Source organism: Mycobacteriales bacterium, from assembly GCA_030697205.1.
Classification (GTDB): domain Bacteria; phylum Actinomycetota; class Actinomycetes; order Mycobacteriales; family SCTD01; genus JAUYQP01.
On record JAUYQP010000013.1, the window covers coordinates 20,863 to 38,137 of the forward strand.

Annotated in this window: 17 protein-coding genes; 5 read left to right on the top strand and 12 right to left on the bottom strand. The window is 74.1% G+C overall.

Annotated features, from left to right (window positions below):
- Window positions 1–4: 4 nt before the first annotated feature.
- Genes Q8R60_03465 through mftA form a run of 8 tightly spaced genes read right to left on the bottom strand, consistent with a single transcriptional unit; the run spans window position 5 to window position 8,079 of the window.
- Window positions 5–310 (bottom strand): 4Fe-4S dicluster domain-containing protein, encoded by a 306-nt coding sequence (locus tag Q8R60_03465; protein ID MDP3711528.1) that lies wholly within the window; start codon window positions 308–310, stop codon window positions 5–7.
- Window positions 307–1,620 (bottom strand): FAD-dependent oxidoreductase, encoded by a 1,314-nt coding sequence (locus Q8R60_03470; protein ID MDP3711529.1) that lies wholly within the window; start codon window positions 1,618–1,620, stop codon window positions 307–309. The genes Q8R60_03465 and Q8R60_03470 overlap by 4 nt, the downstream gene beginning before the upstream one ends.
- Window positions 1,617–2,603 carry a mycofactocin-associated electron transfer flavoprotein alpha subunit gene (locus Q8R60_03475; protein ID MDP3711530.1) on the bottom strand — a complete coding sequence of 329 codons (987 nt, stop codon included), beginning with the start codon at window positions 2,601–2,603 and terminating at the stop codon, window positions 1,617–1,619. The genes Q8R60_03470 and Q8R60_03475 overlap by 4 nt, the downstream gene beginning before the upstream one ends.
- The gene (locus Q8R60_03480; protein ID MDP3711531.1) at window positions 2,600–4,552 is read right to left on the bottom strand and encodes a mycofactocin system FadH/OYE family oxidoreductase 2; all 1,953 of its coding nucleotides are present in this window, start codon (window positions 4,550–4,552) and stop codon (window positions 2,600–2,602) included. The genes Q8R60_03475 and Q8R60_03480 overlap by 4 nt, the downstream gene beginning before the upstream one ends.
- Complete coding sequence (locus tag Q8R60_03485) at window positions 4,549–6,474, bottom strand: mycofactocin system FadH/OYE family oxidoreductase 1 (GenBank protein ID MDP3711532.1); 1,926 nt, start codon at window positions 6,472–6,474, stop codon at window positions 4,549–4,551. Before Q8R60_03485 ends, Q8R60_03480 begins: the two co-directional genes overlap by 4 nt.
- On the bottom strand, window positions 6,474–7,652 hold the full coding sequence (gene mftC, locus Q8R60_03490) for a mycofactocin radical SAM maturase (protein ID MDP3711533.1): 1,179 nt from the start codon (window positions 7,650–7,652) through the stop codon (window positions 6,474–6,476). Before mftC ends, Q8R60_03485 begins: the two co-directional genes overlap by 1 nt.
- Window positions 7,649–7,939: a mycofactocin biosynthesis chaperone MftB gene (gene mftB, locus Q8R60_03495; protein ID MDP3711534.1), complete on the bottom strand. Its 291-nt coding sequence runs from the start codon at window positions 7,937–7,939 to the stop codon at window positions 7,649–7,651. Before mftB ends, mftC begins: the two co-directional genes overlap by 4 nt.
- The gene (mftA, locus tag Q8R60_03500) at window positions 7,924–8,079 is read right to left on the bottom strand and encodes a mycofactocin precursor MftA (GenBank protein ID MDP3711535.1); all 156 of its coding nucleotides are present in this window, start codon (window positions 8,077–8,079) and stop codon (window positions 7,924–7,926) included. The genes mftB and mftA overlap by 16 nt, the downstream gene beginning before the upstream one ends.
- 84 nt (window positions 8,080–8,163) lie before the next feature.
- Here mftA and mftR point away from each other — a divergent pair, with 84 nt between their 5' ends.
- Together mftR and folE are read left to right on the top strand one after the other, a co-directional pair.
- Window positions 8,164–8,751: a mycofactocin system transcriptional regulator gene (gene mftR / locus Q8R60_03505; GenBank protein ID MDP3711536.1), complete on the top strand. Its 588-nt coding sequence runs from the start codon at window positions 8,164–8,166 to the stop codon at window positions 8,749–8,751.
- A 34-nt stretch (window positions 8,752–8,785) separates the two neighbouring features.
- Entirely contained in the window at window positions 8,786–9,337 is a 552-nt protein-coding gene (gene folE, locus Q8R60_03510; GenBank protein ID MDP3711537.1) for a GTP cyclohydrolase I FolE, read from the top strand.
- 16 nt (window positions 9,338–9,353) lie between these two features.
- Here the strand turns inward: folE and Q8R60_03515 are convergent, their stop codons facing one another.
- Window positions 9,354–10,259: an SDR family NAD(P)-dependent oxidoreductase gene (locus tag Q8R60_03515; GenBank protein MDP3711538.1), complete on the bottom strand. Its 906-nt coding sequence runs from the start codon at window positions 10,257–10,259 to the stop codon at window positions 9,354–9,356.
- Between the two features lie 97 nt (window positions 10,260–10,356).
- Between Q8R60_03515 and Q8R60_03520 the strand changes: the two genes are divergently transcribed.
- Together Q8R60_03520 and Q8R60_03525 are read left to right on the top strand one after the other, a co-directional pair.
- The gene (locus Q8R60_03520; GenBank protein MDP3711539.1) at window positions 10,357–11,349 is read left to right on the top strand and encodes a TlpA disulfide reductase family protein; all 993 of its coding nucleotides are present in this window, start codon (window positions 10,357–10,359) and stop codon (window positions 11,347–11,349) included.
- A 39-nt stretch (window positions 11,350–11,388) separates the two neighbouring features.
- Entirely contained in the window at window positions 11,389–12,735 is a 1,347-nt protein-coding gene (locus tag Q8R60_03525; GenBank protein ID MDP3711540.1) for a deoxyribodipyrimidine photo-lyase, read from the top strand.
- Between the two features lie 4 nt (window positions 12,736–12,739).
- On the opposite strand, the gene Q8R60_03530 is transcribed toward Q8R60_03525, so the two are convergent.
- Window positions 12,740–14,686, bottom strand: coding sequence for a hypothetical protein (locus Q8R60_03530; GenBank protein MDP3711541.1), 1,947 nt, complete (start codon window positions 14,684–14,686; stop codon window positions 12,740–12,742).
- Window positions 14,687–14,745: 59 nt separating this feature from the next.
- Here Q8R60_03530 and Q8R60_03535 point away from each other — a divergent pair, with 59 nt between their 5' ends.
- Window positions 14,746–15,402, top strand: coding sequence for a hypothetical protein (locus Q8R60_03535; protein ID MDP3711542.1), 657 nt, complete (start codon window positions 14,746–14,748; stop codon window positions 15,400–15,402).
- Here the strand turns inward: Q8R60_03535 and Q8R60_03540 are convergent.
- On the bottom strand, window positions 15,386–16,627 hold the full coding sequence (locus tag Q8R60_03540) for an MFS transporter (protein MDP3711543.1): 1,242 nt from the start codon (window positions 16,625–16,627) through the stop codon (window positions 15,386–15,388). The two genes, Q8R60_03535 and Q8R60_03540, sit on opposite strands and share 17 nt — an antisense overlap.
- Window positions 16,624–17,259: a pyridoxamine 5'-phosphate oxidase gene (gene pdxH, locus Q8R60_03545; protein MDP3711544.1), complete on the bottom strand. Its 636-nt coding sequence runs from the start codon at window positions 17,257–17,259 to the stop codon at window positions 16,624–16,626. The genes Q8R60_03540 and pdxH overlap by 4 nt, the downstream gene beginning before the upstream one ends.
- Window positions 17,260–17,275: the final 16 nt, after the last annotated feature.

The window sequence follows — 17,275 nt, forward strand, 5'->3', positions numbered from 1 at the left end:
CGGCTCACCCGTGCCGGAAGACGACGCCGTGGCCGCCGTCGGGGTAGGACCACGACAGCGCGCCCTCGCTGTTGCACACCTGGTAGCAGGTGCCGCACTCGAAGCACTGCTCGTAGTTGAACAGGATGCCGCCGTCGCTGGTCGGCGCGAACAGGTCGGCCGGGCAGGCCGTCACGCAGGCCTTGGTGGTGCAGGACCGGCACACGTCGCTGTCCACGACGATGTGGGCGCGCTCCGCGACCCGGAACTCCACCGTCGCCATCCGGTCCTCGAACGCGATGCCGTCGTACGCCTGAGAGCTGTCGCTCACCGGAACACCCTCCCGCCCGCGATCGCGTCCGCGGCAAGGTGCCGCAGCTTGACGCCGTTGCGCTTCGCCGACCGGCGCAGCAGCGCCAGCGCGCCCGGCTTCGCGGTCGGGTTGGTCACCGTGAACAGCCCCTCGACGAGGTCCGCGACCAGCCCCGGGTAGCGCTGCTGCACCCGCTCGCTGAGCACCAGCCCCGGCGCACCCCGCAGGCGCTTGTGGTCCTGGAGCACGAAGGTCGACTCAAGGTCCCGACGGTACGCCGACAAGGCCCGCCTCGAGCTGTCCCCCTGCTGCGCCGCCGCCGCGGCCGTGCGCCCGGCTGCGAGACCGGAGCCGATCGCGAAGTTGACGCCCTCGAGCCAGATGCCCGCAGCGAGCGTCATGCCGGCCGCGTCGCCCGTGACGAGCATCCCGTCGATGGCGAGCTCGGGGAAGGCGTCGTAGCCACCCTCGGGGATGAGGTGGGCGGTGTACTCCTTGACGCTCGCCCCCCGCAGCCACGGGGCGACCGCCGGGTGGGCCTTGAGGTCCGCGACGAGCTGCTCGGGGCGGACCTTCGCGGCGGCGAGGTGCTCGAGGGAGACGACGACGCCGACCGAGACGGTGTCGCGGTTGGTGTAGAGGAAGCCGCCGCCCGGGATCCCGCGGGTGCAGCCGAGGATCTCGACGTCGACGCCCTCGTCACCGCTCACCCCGAAGCGCTCGTCGATGACGTCGCGCGGCAGCGCCAGCACCTCCTTCACCCCGAGGGTGTGGTGCGTGGCGTCGGCGCGCGGCAGCAGGCCGGCCTCCTTGGCGAGGAAGCTGTTGACGCCGTCGGCCGCGACGACGACGGCCGCGCGCAGGTCGCCGTCGGGCCGGTCGGTGCGGACCCCGACGACCTTCCCGGTCTCGTCGCGGAGCAGCCCGGTGGCGACCGTGCTCGTCACGAGATGCGCGCCGGCCTCGACAGCCTTGCCCGCGAGCCAGCTGTCGAAGTCGGCGCGGAAGGTCGTGCAGCCGTTGTAGGGCGCCTGCCCCCACGCGGCCGTGCGGAAGTCGACGGTGAGGGCCTGCGTCTCGGTGAGGACCATCGTCGAGCGCCGGGTCACCCAGCGCTGGAAGGGGACCTCCTCCCACCACCGCGGCAGGACCTCGTCGAGGACCCGGCCGTAGACGACGCCGCCGTAGGCGTTCTTCGAGCCGGGGAAGGGCCCGCGCTCCAGCAGCACGACGCGCGCGCCGGCTCGGGCAGCAGTCAGCGCGGCCGAGGACCCGGCCGGTCCGGCGCCGACGACGATGACGTCGTAGTCGTGTGAGGCGTCGTTCACGGGGTGACTCCCAGCCGCTCGGCGAGCTCGTCGAGCAGGGCGCGCGCGTCGGTGACGAGACCGAGGTCGGCCATCGCGGTCATCGGGCACGACGGGTCGAGGTTGACGCTGACGACGTGGCGCGGGGCGCCGAGGCCGCCGGTGTGCTGACCCGCGCCGGCGACGCCGAGTGCGAGGTAGAGCTCGGGGTCGACGCTCACCCCGGTCGTGCCGATCTGGCGGTCGTGGTGGACCCAGCCCGCGTCGGTGACGACCCGGGTCGCACCGGTGCTCGCACCGAGCCGGGTGGCGAGGGCTCGCAGCAGGTCGAAGGTCTGCCGGGCGGTCGCGTCGTCGGCGCCGTGCGGGACGAGGCCGGCGCCGCCGCCGACGACCCGCGCGGCCTCCGAGAGGTCCATCGTCTCGGGGTCGGGCGGCAGCACCGCGAGCCGCTCCGCATCGACGCCGCCGCTCGCATCGAGCAGCAGCTCGAGCAGCTCGCCGTTGGTCGGGCGCAGCGGGCTGCGGCAGCCCGGCAGCAGCGTCACGACGGCCGGGCCGTCGCAGCGCACGTCGACGTCGAGCCGACCGTCGAGGCGCGACAGGGTCGCGGTGACTCCGTCGTCGTCGACACCCGCCGCCGAGGCCCAGGCCAGGAGGGGCCGGTCGAGCGCGGCGGCCAGCCGGGGCGCGAAGTCGCGACCGTCCGGGCTCGCCGGCAGCACGACCAGGCGCACGTCGCGCAGCAGCGGCACGAGCGCCGCCGACAGGCCGGCGGGTGCGGCACCGGCGGTCTCGGCGTACCACGTGCGGGTGGCCCCGAGCTCGGCCGCGGCCTCCGCGGTGCCCGAGCCGACGAGCAGCACCCGACCGCTCGCCTCCGCCGCCGCCTCCGCCGCTCCGACCGGGAGCTGGCCCGCGCGCACGATGACGAGCGCGAGCCGGCTCACCTGCAGCGGCTCGACCTCGGCGGTCGCGCCGAGATGGGTGGAGGTCACGGTCACAGCGACACCGCCACCCGGTGGCCCTCGACGACCGCGGCGTGGGCACGGCGCGGGGCGAGGCAGTCACCGATGCGGTGCACGGGGAAGGGCGCGTCCGCCAGGGCGTGCCACAGCGCGTCGTCGGCCCGCTGCTGCACGGCGCAGACGACCCAGTCGCAGGTCAGCGTGACGTCGGTGCCGGTCGGGTGGTGCTGCAGCTGCAGCACGATGCGGTCGCCCTCGACGGTCGCGTCCATCGGCACGACGTCGGTGCGCTGCGCGATGCCCTTGGCCTCGGCCTTCACGTTCCAGGTCTCGAGGTCGAGGGTGATGCCGAGGTCCTGGCCGACGACCATGCCGGGGGTGACGACCTCGACGTCGCAGCCACGGTCGGCGAGCAGCTCGGCGACCGAGGTGGCCTGGTGGAAGCCGAGGTCGTCGACGACGACGACGCGCCCCGACGGCGCGGCCCGCCCCTCGAGGACGTCGCGCACGTCGACGACCCGCGCGGCGTCACCGGCCCACCAGGGCCGGTTCGGGACCGCTCCGGTGGCGAGCACGACCACGTCGGGGAACTCGCCGAGCAGCAGGTCGGCGCTCGCGTCGTACGACGTCTTGATGTCGACGCCGACGCGCTGCGCGGCCGAGACGAGGTTGCGGGTGATGTCGAGGAACTCCGCCCTGCTCGGGACACTCGCGGCGATCGGCACCTGACCTCCGAGCCGCTCCGAGCGCTCGAAGAGCGTGACGTGGTGACCGCGCTCGGCCGCGGTGACAGCGGCCTGCAGACCGGCCGGACCGCCCCCGACGACGAGGACCCGCTGCGACCGGCGGGTCGGCATCGGCAGGGCGACCGACTCGTGGCCTGTGCGGGGGTTCTCGATGCAGCCGAGCCAGCGGTTGAGGCCCATCCGCCCGACGCACTCCTGGTTGCACGACAGGCAGGTGCGGATGTCTGCGGCCTGGCCGGAGCGGGCCTTGCGGACGAAGTCGGGGTCGGCGATCTGGCCGCGCACGACCCCGATGAGGTCGGCCTGACCGGCGGCGATCGCGCGGTCCGCCTGGGTCGGGTCCTTGAAGCGACCGACGCCGACGACGGGGATGCTGACCGCCTCGCGGATCGCCGACGGGATGAACATCGCGTAGCCCGGCGGCACCTGCATCGAGGCCTCGATCATGTAGAGCGTCGCGGTCGCGACCCCGATCGAGGTGTTGACGTAGTCGACCTGACCGGTCGCGTCGCACAGCCGCGCGACCTCCACGGCCTCGTCGATCGTCGTACCCCCCTCGATGAGCTCGTCGCCGCACAGCCGCACACCGAGCGCCTTCGTCGGGCCGAGGACGGAGCGGACCGCGGCGACGACCTCGAGCAGCAGCCGGGCGCGGTTGGCGAGGCTGCCGCCGTAGGCGTCGGTGCGCAGGTTGGTCGCAGGGCTGAGGAAGCCGCGCACGATGGAGGAGTGGCTGCACTGCAGCTCCACGCCGTCGAAGCCGCCGGCGACGCAGTGCTCGGCGACGAGGGCGTAGCCGTCGACGACCGAGCGGATCTCGGCGTGGTCGAGGGCCTTCGGGACCTCGCGGAAGAGCGGGTCGGGTACGGCGCTCGGCGCCCAGACCGGCAGCCGGCTGTACATGCTGGAGGCCTGCCCGCCATTGTGGTTGAGCTGCGCGAGGATCGGCGTGCCGTGGGCGTGCACCGCCTCGGTGATGCGGCGGTAGCCGGGGACGACCCGCGGGTCGAAGCCGTGGATGAGCTTCTCGTAGGGCCAGTCGGTGACGTGGGTCGAGTGCTCCTCGGTGATGATCAGGCCGGCGCCGCCCGCGGCCCGGGCGGCGTAGTAGGCCGCGTGCTGCTCGGTCGCCATCCCGTCCTGCGCGTAGTTGGTGAGGTGGGCGCTGAAGACCACGCGGTTCTGCACGGTCAGCGGACCGATGCGCAGCGGCGACAGCAGGTGCGGGTAGCGGCTCACGGGTGCGCCCCCGCCGGGGCGGCGCCGCAGAGCTCGAGGGCACGGCGGCGACCCTCGAGGACGGCCTCAAGCACGGTGCGCGGCGCGACGCAGTCGCCGGCCCGCGGGTGCCCCGGGAGCGCCGGGTCCGGGAGCCGGTGGCCGCAGTCGACGAGGACCGCGCAGTCGATGGTGCGGCGCTCACCGGTCCACACGTGCTCGAGCACGGCGGTGCCGCCGGAGGCGGAGCGGAGCAGGGCCTTGAGCTCACGGCGTACGCCGAGCCGCTGCAGCCGGGTGTTGCAGTCGGCGAGGTCGCCGGTGAGGGACAGCAGCGTGCCGGCGATCGGGTCGGCGGTGACGAGCGTGACGTCGCGCCCGGTGAGGGCGAGGTGCTCGGCGACGGCGACACCCGCGGTGCCTCCGACCGGGTCATGGACGACCACCGGACCAGGAGGGACCTCGCCGGTCAGGGCCGCGCGGACGTCGAGCAGGACCGTCGGGTCGACCGTCGGCCCGGGCTGCCCGTCGGCCTCCGGGGTGCGCCCGTGGGTGCGGTCGGCGGGCACACTGCCGGTCGCGACGACGACGTCACCGGTCACGGGCTCGCGGACCTCGCTGCCCAGGCGGACGTCGACGCCCAGGCGACGGCACTCGGACTCGAGCCAGCCGAGGTAGGCGCTGAAGCGACCGCGACCGGGCAGCTGGGCCCACTCGCGGACGGCGCCGCCGAGGCCGGGCGCCCGCTCGTGCAGGACCACCCGGTGACCGCGACCGGCGAGCACCCGCGCGGCCTCGAGACCGGCGGGGCCGCCGCCGACGACGGTGACGTCGCGCGGGTGGTCGAGCCCCTCGGGCGCGGGGTCGGTGAGCTCGTGGCCGGAGCGGGGCTCGACGACGCACGACACGATCGGGTTGCGCGCGTCGCGGACCCGGCAGGCCTGGTTGCACAGCACGCAGGGGCGCGGCGCGACACCGGCGCGGGCCTTCGCGACGAGCTCCGGATCGGCGACCTGCGCGCGGGTCATCTCGACGAGGTCGGCGGTGCCGTCGACCAGCGCCTGCTCGGCCATGGCCGGGTCGACGACCGAGCCCTGCAGGACCACCGGCACACGCACGGCGGCCTTGAGCTGCGCGGTCAGGTCGCGGTTGAACCCTGGCTCGACGTGGGCGTCGGGGCGGTAGGCGCTGCCGGCGTAGGGGCCTGCACGCACCACGACGAGCAGGTCGATCAGGTCCTGCACGCCCGCAGCGGTGGCGACCGCGTGCTCGGGGGTGATGCCGGCCCAGGGGGCGAGCTCGTCGCAGGACAGCCGGAGGGAGACGATCGCGTCGGGGGCTTCGGCGCGCACCGCGGTGAGGACCTCGCGCAGCAGCAGGGCCTTGTCGTCGCCGTAGCCGTCGCCGCGCTGGTTGGTCAGGCCGGACAGGAACTGCCGTAGCAGGCTGCGGTCACCGGCCTCGACCTCGACGCCGTGGCAGCCCGAGTCGACGGCGAGGCGGGCCGCGTCGGCGAAGCCCGCGACGACGGCGGCGATCTCGGTCGGTCCCATGACCGCGGGCAGCTCGCGGCTGACGACGTCGGCGACCGGCGACGGCGCCCACAGCACCTGCTGGGAGTAGGCGCTGGAGCCCTGCAGGCCGGTGTGGCCGAGCGAGGCGAGGACGAGCGCGGGGGCAGAGGCCGCGGCGACGGCCGCCCAGCCGGGGCCGCACTCCGCCGCGAGCGGCGCCCGCTCGTAGGGCCAGTCGTCGGCGGTGACCGACGCGGTCTCGGTGACCACGACGCCTGCACCACCGGCCGCGCGCGCGGCGTAGTAGGCGACGTGGCGGTCCGACAGGGCGCGACCACCCGGTCGACCGAGGTTGGTCTCGTGCGGGCCGAAGACGACGCGGGAGGGCGCCTCGTGGCCGCGCAGGACGACCGGACCGGTGAGCAGCATCAGCGGGCGAGCCCCGCCAGGGGGCTCTCGTCGCAGCCCTTGCTGGGCGGCCGCATGCCGATCGTCACGGGCACCGGACCGCCGCGGACCCCGCCCTTGTGGGAGTGGTCGCCGGTGGGTCGCGGAGCTGAGACGACGCCCGCGAGCGCGCTCTCGCCGTAGCCCTGCACGCACTCGGGGTCCGGGCCGTCGAGCGGCAGGCCGGTGAAGAACTTCGCGGCCATGCAGCCTCCGCGGCAGGCGTCGTAGTGCTGGCACGACGCGCAGCTGCCACCGCTCTGCGGCTCGCGCAGCTCGCGGAAGAGCTCCGACTCCCGCCACACCGTGGCGAAGCCGCCGGGCGAGCGGACGTTGCCGGCGAGGAAGGAGTCGTGGATGGCGAAGGGGCAGGCGTAGACGTCACCGACCGGGTCGATGAGGCAGACGACGCGACCGGCGCCGCACAGGTTGAGGCCGGGCAGCGCCTCGCCGAACGCCGACAGGTGGAAGAACGAGTCGCCGGTGAGGACGCCCTCGCCGTGGCGGACCAGCCAGTCGTAGAGCTCGCGCTGCTGCGCGGCCGTGGGGTGCAGGTCGTCCCAGACGTCGGCGCCGCGACCTGAGGGTCGCAGCCGGGTGAGCCGCAGCGTCGCGCCGAAGCGGTCGGCGAGCGCCTTGAAGTCGTCGAGCTGGCCGATGTTGTGGCGGGTGCAGACGACCGACACCTTCGCGTCGCGGAAGCCCGCGTCGGCGAGGTGCTGCAGGGCGCGGGTCGCGGTCTCGAAGGAGCCGGCGCCGCGCACCGCGTCGTTGACGTCGGCGGTCGCGCCGTCGAGGGAGATCTGCACGTCGACGTAGTCGCTGGCCGCGAGCCGGGCCGCGGCCGCCGCGTCGATCTTGATGCCGTTGGTGGAGAACTTCACCCCGACCTGGTGGGCCGTCGCGTAGTCGACGAGCTCCCAGAAGTCGGAGCGCACGGTCGGCTCGCCGCCGCCGATGTTGACGTAGAAGACCTGCATCCGCTGCAGCTCGTCGATGACCGCCTTGCACTCCTCGGTCGACAGCTCGCGCGGGTCGCGCCGGCCGCTGCTGGACAGGCAGTGCACGCACGCGAGGTTGCAGGCGTAGGTGAGCTCCCAGGTCAGGCAGATGGGCGCGTCGAGGCCGGCCTCGAAGTGCTCGATGAGGGTGGCGGTCACTGGAGCATCCCCGTGGTCTCGAGGGTGGTCAGGGCACGGGCGTAGCGGGGCAGCTCGCCGTCGGTGATGCCGGCGACCGCGCAGGCCTCGCGGGTGGTGCGGGTGCCGTCGAGGGCCTCCACCGCGGCGAGCAGCCGCGGCTCCTTGAGGAACGACAGCCGGCGGGTGCCGAAGTGGTAGAGCAGCGCTCCGAAGCGCTCCGGGCGCACCGCGACCTGCGGGTGCAGCCGGAGCGGCCGGTCGAGCACGGGGGCGGGGGCGGGGGCGGGCACTAGTAGACGCCGCACATCCCGTCGATGGAGACGTCCTCGACGAGCACGTCCTCCTCGACGACCTCGACGGGCGGAGCGGTCTCGAGGTCGGCCTCGACGACGGTCTCGATGGCGGTCTCGATGGCGGTGTCGATGACATCGATGGGAGCGGTCATGCGTGGTACTCCTTAGCGCGAGGGTGACAGCCGTCACAACGTGTGATGCACCATAGATGCACTCGGTGCAGAAGGGAAGACCCCATGGCAGGGCGCGGCCGACCGCCGTCCACGACGCACGACGAGCTGTCCGACCTCGGCCTGCGACTGTTCGTCGAGCGCGGCTTCGACGAGACGACCGTCGACGACATCGCCGCCGCCGCCGGCATCGCGCGCCGCACCTTCTTCGGCTACTACCCGTCGAAGAACGACGTCGTCTACGGCGACTTCGGTGCGCTGCTGTCGGCGATGCGCGCCCACCTGTCGGCCACCCCCGCGACGGTGCCCGTGCTCGACGCGGTGCGAGACGCGGTCATCGCCTTCAACCGGGTCGGCCCGGCCGCGGAGGACCTGCACCGCGAGCGGATGCGGCTCATCCTGCACACGCCCGCGCTGCAGGCCCACTCGACGCTGCGCTACACCGCCTGGCGCTGCGTCGTCGCCGACTTCGCCGCCGAGCGCTTCGGCTGCGACGTCGAGGACCTGCGCCCGCAGCTGGTCGCCCACACCGCCCTCGGTGCCGCGCTCGCGGCCTACGAGCAGTGGCTGCACCAGCCCGGCTCCGACCTCGACAAGCTGCTCGACGAGGCGCTGCGCTGGGTCGCCCACGGCCTCGCGACCGAGCTGTCCTGACCGCCGGCCGGCCGCTCTGTGCTGGACTCCTGACATGAGCGTCGACAGGGACCGGGCCGAGGCTGCTGTCCGCGAGCTGCTCAGCGCGCTCGGTCAGGATGTCGCCCGCGAAGACCTGCGCGACACGCCACGGCGGGTCGTCGCGGCGTACGACGAGCTCTTGACCCCGACCGACTTCGACCTCACGACGTTCCCCAACGACGAGGGGTACGACGAGCTGGTCCTCGTGCGCGACATCCCCTTCCACTCGCTGTGCGAGCACCACCTGCTGCCGTTCGTCGGGACGGCCCACGTCGCCTACCTCCCCGGCGACCGCATCCTCGGGCTGTCGAAGCTGGCCCGCGTGGTCGAGCGGTTCGCGCGGCGGCTGCAGGTGCAGGAGCGGATGACGCAGCAGATCGCGACCTGGCTGCGCGAGGAGCTGCAGCCCAAGGGCGTCGGCGTGGTGCTGGAGGCCGAGCACATGTGCATGCGGCTGCGCGGCGCGAAGGCGCCGGGCACGTCGACGGTCACCTCGTCACTGCACGGCGCGCTGCGCGACAGCGCGCGCACGAGGGCGGAGTTCCTCGACCTCGTGCGCCGCTGACCGCCGTCGGGGGAGGTCAGCCGCCGTAGGACTTCGGCTGGCCGTAGGCGTTGGTCTGCGGCGCGGCCTCGGCGACGAGGCCGGGCAGCACCTCGTGGAGCTCGGCGACCTCGAAGCCGCCCTCCTTCTCGTAGGCCGGGCCGACGGCCCAGCCCTCGGCGACCGACACGTGCCCGGCGCGGACGTTGAAGACCTTGCCGTTGACCTCGCACAGTGGCGAGCCGAGCCAGGCGACGAGAGCCACGATGTGCTCGGGGCCGCCGGGGTTGACCCAGCCGGTGCGGGCCTCGAGCTCGTCGAGCCGCTCCTTGTAGCCCGTGAGGCCCTCCGTCATGGAGGTCAGCGCGGACGGGGCGATGGCGTTGGACAGCACGCCGTAGCGCCACAGCTCCTCGCCGAGGATCTGCGTGAACGCCGCGATGCCGGCCTTCGCCGCGCCGTAGTTGGCCTGCCCCGCGTTGCCGAAGATGCCGCTCGGCGAGGACGTGTTGACGATGCGGGCGACGCGCTGGGCGCCCCCCTTCGACTGCTCGCGCCAGTAGGTCACGGCGTGCTTGGTCGGCGCGAAGGTGCCGCGCAGGTGCACCTTGATGACCGCGTCCCAGTCGTCGAGGCTCATGTTGACGAACATCCGGTCGCGCAGGATGCCCGCGTTGTTGACCAGTGTGTCGAGGCCGCCGAAGGTGTCGATCGCGGTCTGCACGAGCCGCCCGGCACCGTCCCAGTCGGAGATGTCGTCGGTGTTGGCGACCGCCTCACCACCGGCGGCGCGCACTTCCTCGACGACGGCCTGCGCGCCGTCGGCAGAGACGTCGTTGACGACGACCCGCGCGCCCTCCTGCGCGAACAGCAGCGCCTCGGCCCGACCGATGCCGCCACCCGCTCCCGTGATGACGACGACCCGACCGTCACTGCTGGCCACTGGCTGCTCCTCTGCCTCGCGTGCTCCGACGAGGTCATCCTGCCCACCCAGCGGGAGGCAGTGGCAGGCAGGCCCCGCCATGTGCCACCTTCCCGCCATGACGACGACCCTCCTGCTGCTCGACGGCACGACGACGACGGAGATCCCGGCGGCGTACGACGGTGACGCCCTGCTGGTGGGCGCGGCCGACCTGCTCACCGCGACCGGGTGGGAGCTCAAGCCCGTCGGCCTGTGCCGCGGCGACGTCTGCGTCCCCGTGCCGCTGCCCGACCCCGCACCACTGGCCGCCTTCGCCGCCGCCCTGCAGCGCCCACTCGCCGTCGAGGTGCTCGCCGACCGGGTCGTGGCCGTCCTCGGGGAGCCCGGTGGCTCGACCGTCAAGGTCGGCGACGTCGCGCCGGAGGTGGCGCTGTCCGACGTCGACGGCAACGCCGTCGCGGTCACGGGCACCGGCCGCAAGACCGCCGTCGTCGCGTGGTCGACGTGGTGCGGCTGCCGCTACGAGCTGCCCGCGTGGAAGCAGCTCGCCGACGAGCTGAAGGCCGACGGCCTCGACGTCGTCACGGTCGCGATCGACGAGGACCCCGAGGCCGTCCGGCCGTGGGCAGAGACCGCCGACCTGCCGGTCGCCGTCGACCCGGAGCACCGGCTGTCCGACGTCTTCGGGATCGTCAACGTGCCGTCCGTCGTCTGGCTCGACGAGCAGGGCCGGGTCGCCAAGCCGCCGACGATCGCGCCCGGTGACGACCAGTTCCAGGAGTTCACCAAGGTGGCGTCCGGCGACCACCACGACGCGCTGCGCCGGTGGGTGCGCGACGGCACCGTGCCCGAGACGCCCGCGCCGGCCGACGACGCCGACCTGCGGACCGCCCGCGCCGAGCGCCGGCTCGCCGCGTGGCTGCACCGCCACGGCGAGACCGAGGCCGCCGAGCGGCACTTCGCGGCCGCGGTTGCGAAGGCACCGCTGGACTTCACCATCCGACGCAGCTCGATGCCAATGCGCGGGCAGGACCCCTTCGGCACGGAGTTCTTCGAGCTCTGGGAGGAGTGGAACGACGCCGGTCGCCCCGGCTACACCCCGACGGCCTGACCGCGCGGTCGGACGCGAGACGGCCTAGCGTCGGAGACCGTGACGACCGCCCTGCTCTGGTTCCGCCGTGACCTGCGGCTCGCCGACCACCCGGCGCTGCTCGCCGCCCGCGACGCCGGCGACGAGGTCGTGCCGGTCTTCGTCCTCGACGACGCGCTGCGCCGACCGAGCGGCGCGGCGCGGCTCGCCTTCCTCTACGGCTGCCTGCGCGAGCTGCAGGAGCGGACCGGCGGCGCGCTGCGCGTCGTGCACGGTCGACCCGAGGACGTCGTGCCCCGGCTGGTCCGCGAGACAGGTGCGACCACGGTGCACGTGAGCAGCGACCACGGCCCCTACGGGCGGGGCCGTGACGAGCGGGTGGCCGAGGCACTCGGCGAGGTGCCGCTCGTCGCGACGGGATCGCCGTACGGCGTCACCCCCGGGACGCTCGCGAAGTCCGACGGCGATCCCTACAAGGTCTTCACGCCGTACTCCCGTGCCTGGCGGGGGCGCGGGCTGCGCTCCCCCGCCCTCACCCCGCGCAGCGTGCCGTGGAGCGACGGCGGCCTGCGCTCCGACGGCGTGCCGAGCAACCCCGATCTCGTCGACGTCGTGCTGCCCGAGCCCGGCGAGGCCGCGGCCCTCGCGCGGTGGGCGCAGATCCGCGACGACGTGCTGCCGGACTACAAGGTCACCCGTGACCTACCCGGGGTCGAGGGAACGAGCCGACTGTCGCCCTACCTCAAGTACGGCTGCGTCCACCCGCGGACGCTGCACGCCGACCTCGGCCGGGGCGAGGGGCCGACGACTTACGGCACCGAGCTGATCTGGCGCGACTTCTACGCCGACGTGCTCTGGCGCGCGCCGCGGTCGGCCCGCGAGGACCTCACCGACGCGATCCGCGGCCTGGAGTACGACGAGGGCGCCGAAGCGCACCGCTGCTTCACGGCGTGGGCGAGCGGGCGCACCGGATATCCGATCGTCGACGCGGGGATGCGCCAGCTGCTCGGCGAGGCCTGGATGCACAACCGGGTCCGGATGATCGTCGCGTCGTTCCTCACCAAGGACCTGCACGTCTACTGGACCCGCGGCGCGCGTCACTTCATGCAGCACCTCGTCGACGGCGACCTCGCGAGCAACCAGCACGGCTGGCAGTGGACTGCCGGGACGGGCACCGACGCCTCGCCGTATTTTCGGGTCTTCAACCCGGTCACGCAGGGACAGCGCTTCGACCCGACCGGCGACTACATCCGGCGCTGGGTGCCGGAGCTGCGCGACGTGCCCGGCAAGGCCGTGCACGAGCCGTGGACGCTCGACCGGCTGCCCGACGGCTACCCGCGTCGCATCGTCGACCACAAGGCCGAGCGCGAGGAGTCGCTGCGCCGCTACGCCGCCGCCCGCGCCTGAACGATCAGCAGGGGTGGTTGGTGTCGTAGGTGACGCTGTCCTGCTGGGTCTGGTACTGCGTCATCACGACCGGCCCGCCCGACGGGCTGCGGCGCTGCTCGCAGAAGTCCTGCGGCGTCGCGGCCGGGGCGGGGAACAGCCAGACCGGCAGCGTCGGGAAGGCCAGCGCGCCGCCGGTGATGGCCTCCCAGTCCGGGGACGAGCTGGTCGCGTGGTCGGTGTAGATGCCGGTGCGCACACCGGACTGCGCGAGCCGGGTCACGGCGGCGCGGATGACCTCGCGATTGACGGCCTGCGTCTGCCAGAACGGCCCGGAGGAGTAGGGACCCTCGACGTCGAGCCACACCATCGGCCGTGACCCGTCGGGGTCGGTGGGCAGGAACGTCAGCGCGTTGGAGAGCAGGTTCCAGCCGTAGTTCCAGCCGCAGTCCGGGTCGGAGCTCGTGCCGTCGCAGTCACGGGGCCCGGGCCGCTCCCAGTCGGGGTCGTCGGCCCCGGGCGCATCGAGGATGACGTAGACCGACGGCTTGCCGGGCAGCGACGACGCCCACGAGTAGGCGTCGGCGAAGCACTGGACCCGGCGGAAGTTGTTGCTGGTGCCGTCGGTGAGCCCGATGACGGCGAAGGCACCGCCGGTCGGGTGCTGCGCGACGGTGCCGTTGCGGTCACTCGCCCCGCTGGTGTTGCGGCACTGCGGCCAGCTGATGTCCCAGCCCTCGCCGGCCGGGCCGAACCAGCCGGACACGTCTGCGATGAGCGACAGGGTGCCGGACTCGTTGCGCAGCCGGACCGAGCCGTCCTTGCCGAGGGTCGCGAAGACCGCGTTGGGGGCCGTCTGCCCGCGCACGACGTTGAGATTGCTGACCGTCGGGACGGCGCCGTCGTCGGAGGTCGGGTAGACGCGCACGTCGCTCGACGACGACACGCCGGTCGCGGTGACGTTGAGGACCGCCGCGGTGGCGGTCGGGTGGACCAGCCGCCCCCCACCGACGACGAGGTCAGCCGTCGCACCCGCACCGAGCGGCGAGCGCGTCTCTCGCTGGTCGAGCAGCCGCAGCGGGTCGACCGGGTGGAAGACCGCGCCGTCGGTGCCGGGGACGTACCAGCCCGACAGGTCGACGACCAGGTGCACGAAGCCCGCCTCGTTGCGCAGCGAGACCGCGCCGTTGCTGCCGACCGCGACGACCACGGCTGCAGGGACGGTGCGACCGCGCGGCGAGTTGAGGTTGCTGACCGTCGGGGGCGACGCCGCGCCCGAGGGGTAGACGCGCACGTCGGTGCCCTCGGTGCCGCCCACCGCGGTGACGTTGAGGACGACCGCGCTGGCCGCCTCGGGAGCGCCCTTCTCGCCACCCCGCACGACGAGGTCGCGCACCTCTCCGGGCCCGACCGCGCCCGTGCCCTCACGGGTGTCGACCAGCCGCCGCGGTGCCGCCCCGGTGTAGCTCGCGCCACCGCCGCCCTCGACGTAGTAGCCCGAGAGGTCGGCGATCAGATGGGTCTCGCCCTTCTCGTTGCGCAGCCGCACCGAGCCGCCCTGCCCGACCTTCACCGTCACGAGGTTGGCGACGGTCACGCCGACGGCGGCGTTGAGGTTGGACACCGTCGGGAACGACGCGTCGGCCGGCGTCGGGTAGACCCGAACATCGGTGCCCGAGGTCGGCTGCACGACCGTGACGTTGAGGACGACCGCGGTCGCCCCGGCCGGCACGCCGTTGACCCCCGCCACGACGAGGTCGACGGTCCCGCCGGGACCGACCGGTCCTGTCTGCGGCCCGACGACGCCCTGCGAGGGACGGGTCTCCATGACCCGCACGGGCGACAGCGGGACGTAGGTCGACTGGCCGGCCGTCGGGGTCGCGGCGCTCGCCGGCGTCGGCCCGGGCAGGCCGGGCACACCGGTGACGAGCAGGGCGGCGCTGACGAGCACGGCGGTGCGCAATCGGGTCATCGCCTGACAGTAGGTGCGGATCGTGATCGTTCGCGCGGGAGGTCTGCGAGGCTGCCGGCATGAGGATCGCTGCGCGCTTCTGCGGCCCGCCCGGGTCGGCCAACGGCGGGGTCGCCGCCGGCCTGCTCACCCAGCTCACGGGTGGCGACGAGGTGACACTTCGCCGTCCTCCGCCGCTCGAGACCGACCTGCGGGTCGAGGGCCACGAGGTGTACGACGGGGAGCACCTCGTCGCGACGAGCGCCCTGGCGGGCGTGGACGTCACGCCACCGGACCCGGTCGACGTCGCGACCGCGCGGGCCGCGGGCGCGGGCTTCCGCGACGGTGTCGAGCACCCCTTCCCGCGCTGCTTCGTCTGCGGCAGCGAGCGTGACGCACCCGACTCGCTCGGCCTGCGTCCCGGGCTGCTCGCGCCCGACCGCACGGCCGCGGTCTGGGTGCCGCAGGACGACAGCCCCGTCATGGTGTGGGCCGCACTGGACTGCCCGGGCGGCTGGGCGTCGGGCTACCCGGCCCGCCCGATGGTGCTCGGCCGGATGGCGCTCGACCTGCGGGCACTGCCGGTCGCGGGCGAGGAGCACGTCGTGCAGGGCTGGGTCACCGGCCGCGACGGCCGCAAGACCCACACCGGCACGGTGCTGCACAGCCCGGCGGGTGAGGTCCTCGCGGTCGCCCGGGCAACCTGGCTCACCGTCGACGTCACTGCTCTGGGCTGACCAGCTCACGGGTGTCGTAGCGCCGGAAGCGCGGCACCGCGGCGCCGATCGCGGTGGTGAGGCCGACGACCGCGAGTCCACCCGCGACGACCGCGCCCTGCAGGCCGACCAGCTCCGCGCCACCTCCGGCGCGGGCGTCGCCGAGCCGCGGTCCGCCGGCGACGACGACGATGAAGACCCCACCGAGCCGGCCGCGCATCTCGTCGGGCGCAGCGGCCTGCAGGATCGCGGTGCGGAAGACCGCAGACACCATGTCGGAGGCGCCCGCGGCGGCGAGGAAGAGCAGCCCGAGCAGCAGCGAGTCGGTCAGCCCGAAGGCCGTGATCGCGAGGCCCCAGGCGACGATCGCGCCGAGGACCGCGAGGCCCTGGCGGTGGACGCGACCGAGCCAGCCGCCGAAGACCGCGCCGACGAGCGCCCCCGCCGCGAGCGCAGAGTAGAGCGCGCCCGCGGTCTGCGGCCCGCCGCCGTAGACCTCCTCGGCCAGCGCCGGGAACAGCGCCCGCGGCATCGCGAAGACCATCGCGACGATGTCGACGACGAAGGTCATCAGCAGCACCGGCTGGGTGCGCAGGAAGGCGAGCCCCTCGACCACCGAGGCCGTCCCGGCCTTGCGCCCGCCGCCCTCGGGCGGCATCGCGGGCAGCCCGCGCACGGCGAGCAGCACGAGGCTGAAGGACATCAGGTCGACGAGGTAGGCGGAGGTGTAGCCGTAGCGCGCGACGAGCAGCCCGGCGAGCAGCGGCCCGAGGGTGACGCCGAGGTTGAACTCGACCTGCTTCACCGCGTTGGCCGCGGGCAACAGCTCGGTCGGCAGCAGCCGGGGCAGGAAGGCCTGCCGGGCCGGCGAGTCGACGGCGAACAACCCCGCCTGCCCGGCGACCACGGCGTAGAGCAACCAGGTCTGCTCGAGGCCGGCCGCGGCCTGCGCGACGAGCACGCCGCTGAGCAGCACCTGCCCGACGGTCGTGATGAGCACGAGCCGCCGCCGGTCGACCGCGTCCGCGACCGCCCCGCCGTAGAGCCCGAAGACGATGAGCGGAACCAGCCCGGCGAGGCCCACCAGCCCGACGGCCGCCGCCGAGCGGGTCTGCGCGTAGACCTGGATCGGGACCGCGACCATCGTGACCTGGGTCCCGATGACGGAGACCGCGTCACCGGCGACGAGCCGGCGGTACGCCGGGGAGACCCGCAGTGGGGTGAGGTCGAGGAAGGCGCGCCTCACGGGGAGAGCCGCTCCACGACCCAGCCCTCGCCGTCGCGCCGGAAGCGCAGCCGGTCGTGGAGCCGCGACGGTCGGCCCTGCCAGAACTCCACCGTCTCGGGCACCACCCGCAGCCCGCCCCAGAAGGGCGGCAGCGGCACCTCCTCGCCGGCGAAGCGCTCCTCCAGCTCGGCGGCGCGGGCATCGAGGACGTCACGCCCACGGATCACGCTCGACTGGCGTGACACCCAGGCCCCGACCTGCGACCCCCGCGGGCGGGAGGCGAAGTAGGCCGCGGACTCCTCGCGGCTGACCTCCTCCACGCTCCCGACGACGCACACCTGCCGCTCGAGCTCGACCCAGGGGAAGACCAGCGACGCGCGCCGGGTCGCGAGCGCCTCGGTGGCCTTGCGGCTGGTGAGGTTGGTGAAGACCACCAGGCCGCGCTCGTCGAGGCCCTTGCAGAGCACGGTCCGCGCGCTGGGCGTGCCGTCGGGCGCGACCGTGCCGAGCACGACCGCGCCCGGCTCGGGAAGGACGGCCGCGTCGACCAGCCAGGCCGCGAGCTGGGCGTGCCAGCCGGGGGCGAGGTCGGCCTCCGACAGCCCCGCACGCGCGTAGTCGCGGCGCAGCGCGGCGAGGTCGAGGGTCACCACGGCAGCCTGCCTC

Coding starts and splice junctions, on each gene's coding strand:
- Q8R60_03530 (MDP3711541.1), bottom strand. CDS start 14,686: ATGACCCGATTGCGCACCGCCGTGCTCGTCAGCGCCGCCCTGCTCGTC.
- folE (MDP3711537.1), top strand. CDS start 8,786: ATGAGCGTCGACAGGGACCGGGCCGAGGCTGCTGTCCGCGAGCTGCTC.
- Q8R60_03520 (MDP3711539.1), top strand. CDS start 10,357: ATGACGACGACCCTCCTGCTGCTCGACGGCACGACGACGACGGAGATC.
- Q8R60_03535 (MDP3711542.1), top strand. CDS start 14,746: ATGAGGATCGCTGCGCGCTTCTGCGGCCCGCCCGGGTCGGCCAACGGC.
- mftA (MDP3711535.1), bottom strand. CDS start 8,079: ATGACCGCTCCCATCGATGTCATCGACACCGCCATCGAGACCGCCATC.
- Q8R60_03485 (MDP3711532.1), bottom strand. CDS start 6,474: ATGCTGCTCACCGGTCCGGTCGTCCTGCGCGGCCACGAGGCGCCCTCC.
- mftR (MDP3711536.1), top strand. CDS start 8,164: ATGGCAGGGCGCGGCCGACCGCCGTCCACGACGCACGACGAGCTGTCC.